The sequence below is a fragment of the Brunnivagina elsteri CCALA 953 genome (assembly GCF_002289455.1).
GTDB classification, from domain to species: Bacteria; Cyanobacteriota; Cyanobacteriia; order Cyanobacteriales; family Nostocaceae; genus Brunnivagina; species Brunnivagina elsteri.
Genome location: NZ_NTFS01000110.1, coordinates 1 through 4,130 on the forward strand (window position 1 = coordinate 1; position 4,130 = coordinate 4,130).

Consider the following 4,130-nt stretch of genomic DNA (forward strand, 5'->3'; position numbering starts at 1 on the left):
GCGTTCGCGTTTAATTTCCCTTTACTTTCTCATGATTTATTTATCTTTCTTGGAAGAATAAAAACTGGGATGTACCCCATCGAAACAGCCAAGGAAACGCAAGATGAAAAGTAAGCTAGTTTCAATGTTGACAAGTGCAATGGTATTGACCACAACAACAGTTGTTCAAGCCCAAACCACACCTCTAACCCAGATGTTTCCTGCTCTATCGGGAGTTTCACTAACCCAAGAACAGCAAACCCAACTACAACAGTTAAGTCAGCAAACCCTCCCAGAAGTTGCCAATGTTCTCACAGAAGAACAGAAAACACAATTCCAGACAGCATTAGCAGAAGGTAAAGGGGTAAGGGTTGCCGTATTATCCGTGAATCCTTCTACCCAACAACAAAAGCAGATACGTGCCATTTTGCAAGCGAAAAAAACTCAAATTAACAAAACATTAACCTCCCAACAAAAACGGCAGGTAATGCAAAATTTGTGGTCGCTTCAACAGCAAGGCAATTAATTCACTCGCAATTCAACAAAAAAATCAACCAATAAATTTAACAAAGGTAAAAATCATGAAATCTTTACTCAGTATTTCCTTCCTTGGATTAGTTCTCATCACAACTAGCTTACCCGCTTCTGCCGGACAAGTTACAGGTCGCAGAGGTAGCACCGCAAGTGGAACTGGTGCTGTAGTCCCAAATCCCCAAGGTGGTTACGTTGGTTCTGGAAACGGGACAGTTATGGGTGTTAACGGTGGTAGCGCTAGCGGACAGTTTAAATTCAAAACCAACGGTCAAGGAAGCGGTAGCTATAACGGTAGCGGAACAGCAACGACTAAGAATGGTAACACATATACCGGAACCACCAATGGTAGTGCTAGTTATAACCAAACCTCTGGATATAGCGGTCAAAATACCACAACTGTAAACGGTAATACCTACAGTACAACCACTGGAAATGGTACGACAGCAGTTACTACACCTTCCGGTTCTCGCAGTTTTACAAATCCACGCAAGTAATTTGAGAACTTCAAATCAATTATCAGTGATATCAGCAGTAGAAACTTAGCATGAAATTCTACTGCTACTATTTCATCCCAAAATCCAACTTTAAATGAAAAATACATGAATTACGATAATTNTTCTAAAATTTATTCCTTTCTTCTTAATTCTAATTTTCACAGAAATAATTGTAATTGTAGGATGGAAAAAACAAAAATATCCTTGGAAAGAGAGTTTTATTTCATTTCTAATTGCCATCGGACATCACATCGCGCAAATGATTCCCACTGCTGGCTTTTTAATATTTGCTTGGAACCATCGCATCTTTACGATGTCCCTCAACCATTGGTGGAATGTTGCATTACTTTTTCTTGGTCTCGAATTTGCCTACTACTGGTTTCATCGTGCATCCCACCGTATTCGTTGGTTTTGGGCTAGTCATCTCGTTCACCACTCACCTGAACATTTTAATCTTTCAGCCGCTTACCGTTTGGGATGGACAGGAGGAATATCCGGTAGTGCTATATTTTTTATGCCACTAGCTTGGCTAGGCTTTGATCCGTTGACGATAGCGATCGCGCTTTCACTAAATCTACTCTATCAGTTTTGGATTCATACCGAATTAATCCCCAAGCTAGGTATTTTGGAATGGGTTTTTAATACTCCTTCCCACCATCGAGTTCATCATGCATCCAATTCTGAATATATCGATCGCAATTATGGAGGTGTCTTAATTATTTTCGATCGCTTGTTTGGTACTTTTAGCTCTGAGAATGCATCAAACCCACCAATTTATGGGTTAACTCATCCGATTAAATCTAGCAATCCACTTAAAATTGCTTTACATGAATGGATAGAGATTTTCAAAGATATTATTGCGACTGACTCTTGGCAGAAACGCTTTTGTTATGCATTTGCTCCTCCCGATTGGAAACCAAATCAGACAAAAGCAAAATGTGTTAATAAGGTTTTTAGAATAATTCGTGAGTAGTTAATTATCTTATTTCAAAACTTTGACTAAAACCGAGATAATTTACCAAATCTGGAAATTACTCTTCCCAATATAAGGTGTGTTTACTACATCACATTCAAAAGTTAAAGATGACAGACAAAGTAATTTAGATATTTTTTGAATGATAAACATGATTGCTAAAATTGTGATTTTTTAATGAGATCGGTACGATACTTAAAGTCAACAACAATTGATTATTGTAGTATTTTAAATATAAAATACTAGGATTTTGGACTATTTTGTTGTATCTAATGTAACTAATGAACGTCATCCACTTAGAACAATATTTTTTAGTTGGCTCAAAAATCACGCAAGCAAGCCCTAAATATATATTGTTATTGCGACGTAAGGTAGCCGCTCCGCTTACGCAAGGGACTGACGTTTTCGGAAGTATGATTAATTTGGTGCTACTACTTATTTATCACTTCTATGTTTTATTCACTGGTAAAGATAAAAGTCTATTGACGACTATGTAAAACCATATAACTAAAGTCGCATGTCTCATGCCTAAATAAAAAAATCCGAGCAATCTCTATAAGACTGCTCAGAGTGTTTGGTGCTGTTCTGTGTCATATATAATTACAGCCCTAATCAGAAGAATTACGCGAACATAGCAAAAAAATATTCCAGAACCGTTAAAAAAATTGTTTAGAGAGTATTTCTCGCCAATTAATTGACATGAATTCCTTTACAAAATATTATGAGAGATTGTCTGTCTAATTTTCCGCTCGGAACAGGTAGACATACTGCAAAAGCTGGTAGGCAGAAGTTTTTTTTGTTGAACCAGCTACCTGTACGGCAACCTCAAGGACAATTTAATTTATGACCTACGCAATTATTGAAACTGGTGGCAAGCAGATACGAGTCGAGCCAGGTCGTTTTTACGACATCGAACTGCTTCACATTGAACCCGAAGAGCAAATTACTATTGATGCTGTTTTATTCGTGCAGCACAACGGTGAAGTGTCAATTGGACAACCCATTGTAGCTGGTGCGACTGTTGAAGGAACTATAATGCGACATTTTCGCGATCGCAAAGTTCTAGTCTACAAAATGAAACCGAAGAAGAAAACCCGCAAAAAACGCGGGCATCGTCAAGAAGTTACCCGACTGATGATTAATTCTATTAGCATGAATGGGTCGGTAATTGCTGAAGCACCTGCAATTGTTGAGGTTGAAGTACCTGAAATCGCGGAAGCAACTAGCGCTGAAGAATAATTTTGGGAATTCAGGATTTAGAAGTCAAGAGAAATAGGAATGATTCTAGCTTCGTTATTCTGGATTCTTAGACATAAATTATACTAAAAACGGTTAGAAAATGGACTTTTTAGTACATAAATCCAATTTCTTAAGCCTCTCTCCCTGTGGGAAGAGGTTGGGAGAGGGGTTTTATATTAGGTCAAATTTTAAACCGTTTAAAGTATCACACAAAAGATAGATAAACTAGAAAAACGAGGACATCATGGCAAGTAAGAAGGGTACTGGTAGTACTAGGAACGGAAGAGATTCTAATGCACAGCGACTTGGTGTCAAACGTTTTGGTGGTCAAGTAGTTCGCGCTGGTCATATTTTGGTTCGTCAACGGGGAACCAAATTCCATCCCGGCAACAATGTTGGTATCGGTAAAGATGATACTTTATTCTCTTTGGTTGATGGTGTTGTCACTTTTGAAAGAAAGGGCAAGAGTCGCAAGAAAGTCAGCGTTTATCCTGCTGAAGTAGCTGCTTGTTAATTTAATTACCCAATTTCGATACATTATTTTAGAAGCCTGACTCATACCTAACAGTCGGGCTTTTTTGATTAGAGTGAAAATTGGTTAGGGCTTTATTTTTGAGATGCTTCCTTCGTCAGCATGACAGAAGTTGGTTTTTGAGATGCTTCCTTCGTCAGCATGACAGAAGTTGGTTTTTGAGATGCTTCCTTTGTCAGTATGAAAGGAGTTGATTTTTGAGATGCTTCCTTCGTCAGTATGACAGAAGTTGATTTTTGAGATGCTTCCTTCGTCAGTATGAAAGGAGTTGATTTTTGAGATGCTTCCTTCGTCAGTATGAAAGAAGTTGATTTTTGAGATGCTTCCTTCGTCAGTATGACAGAAGTTGATTTTTGAGATGCTTCCTTCGTCAGCATGA

6 protein-coding genes are annotated in these 4,130 nt (G+C 38.2%); 5 read left to right on the plus strand and 1 reads right to left on the minus strand.

Features of this window, described 5'->3' with window-relative positions:
• The first annotated feature begins 103 nt into the window (after positions 1-103).
• From CK510_RS11990 to rpmA, 5 genes are all read left to right on the plus strand, one after another.
• Positions 104-505, plus strand: coding sequence for a hypothetical protein (locus CK510_RS11990; RefSeq protein ID WP_095721926.1), 402 nt, complete (start codon positions 104-106; stop codon positions 503-505).
• 55 nt (positions 506-560) lie between these two features.
• Entirely contained in the window at positions 561-1,007 is a 447-nt protein-coding gene (locus CK510_RS11995; protein WP_095721927.1) for a hypothetical protein, read from the plus strand.
• A 259-nt stretch (positions 1,008-1,266) separates the two neighbouring features.
• Positions 1,267-1,980, plus strand: coding sequence for a sterol desaturase family protein (locus CK510_RS12000; RefSeq protein WP_169927016.1), 714 nt, complete (start codon positions 1,267-1,269; stop codon positions 1,978-1,980).
• Positions 1,981-2,823: 843 nt separating this feature from the next.
• Positions 2,824-3,219 (plus strand): 50S ribosomal protein L21, encoded by a 396-nt coding sequence (rplU, locus tag CK510_RS12005; protein WP_095721929.1) that lies wholly within the window; start codon positions 2,824-2,826, stop codon positions 3,217-3,219.
• 244 nt (positions 3,220-3,463) lie between these two features.
• The gene (rpmA, locus tag CK510_RS12010; protein WP_095721930.1) at positions 3,464-3,733 is read left to right on the plus strand and encodes a 50S ribosomal protein L27; all 270 of its coding nucleotides are present in this window, start codon (positions 3,464-3,466) and stop codon (positions 3,731-3,733) included.
• 92 nt (positions 3,734-3,825) lie between these two features.
• On the opposite strand, the gene CK510_RS12015 is transcribed toward rpmA, so the two are convergent.
• Positions 3,826-4,130 (minus strand): hypothetical protein (locus CK510_RS12015; RefSeq protein ID WP_143289280.1); only part of this gene is annotated, 305 nt, incomplete at its 5' end.

Coding starts and splice junctions, on each gene's coding strand:
- CK510_RS11990 (WP_095721926.1), top strand. CDS start 104: ATGAAAAGTAAGCTAGTTTCAATGTTGACAAGTGCAATGGTATTGACC.
- CK510_RS11995 (WP_095721927.1), top strand. CDS start 561: ATGAAATCTTTACTCAGTATTTCCTTCCTTGGATTAGTTCTCATCACA.
- CK510_RS12000 (WP_169927016.1), top strand. CDS start 1,267: ATGATTCCCACTGCTGGCTTTTTAATATTTGCTTGGAACCATCGCATC.
- rplU (WP_095721929.1), top strand. CDS start 2,824: ATGACCTACGCAATTATTGAAACTGGTGGCAAGCAGATACGAGTCGAG.
- rpmA (WP_095721930.1), top strand. CDS start 3,464: ATGGCAAGTAAGAAGGGTACTGGTAGTACTAGGAACGGAAGAGATTCT.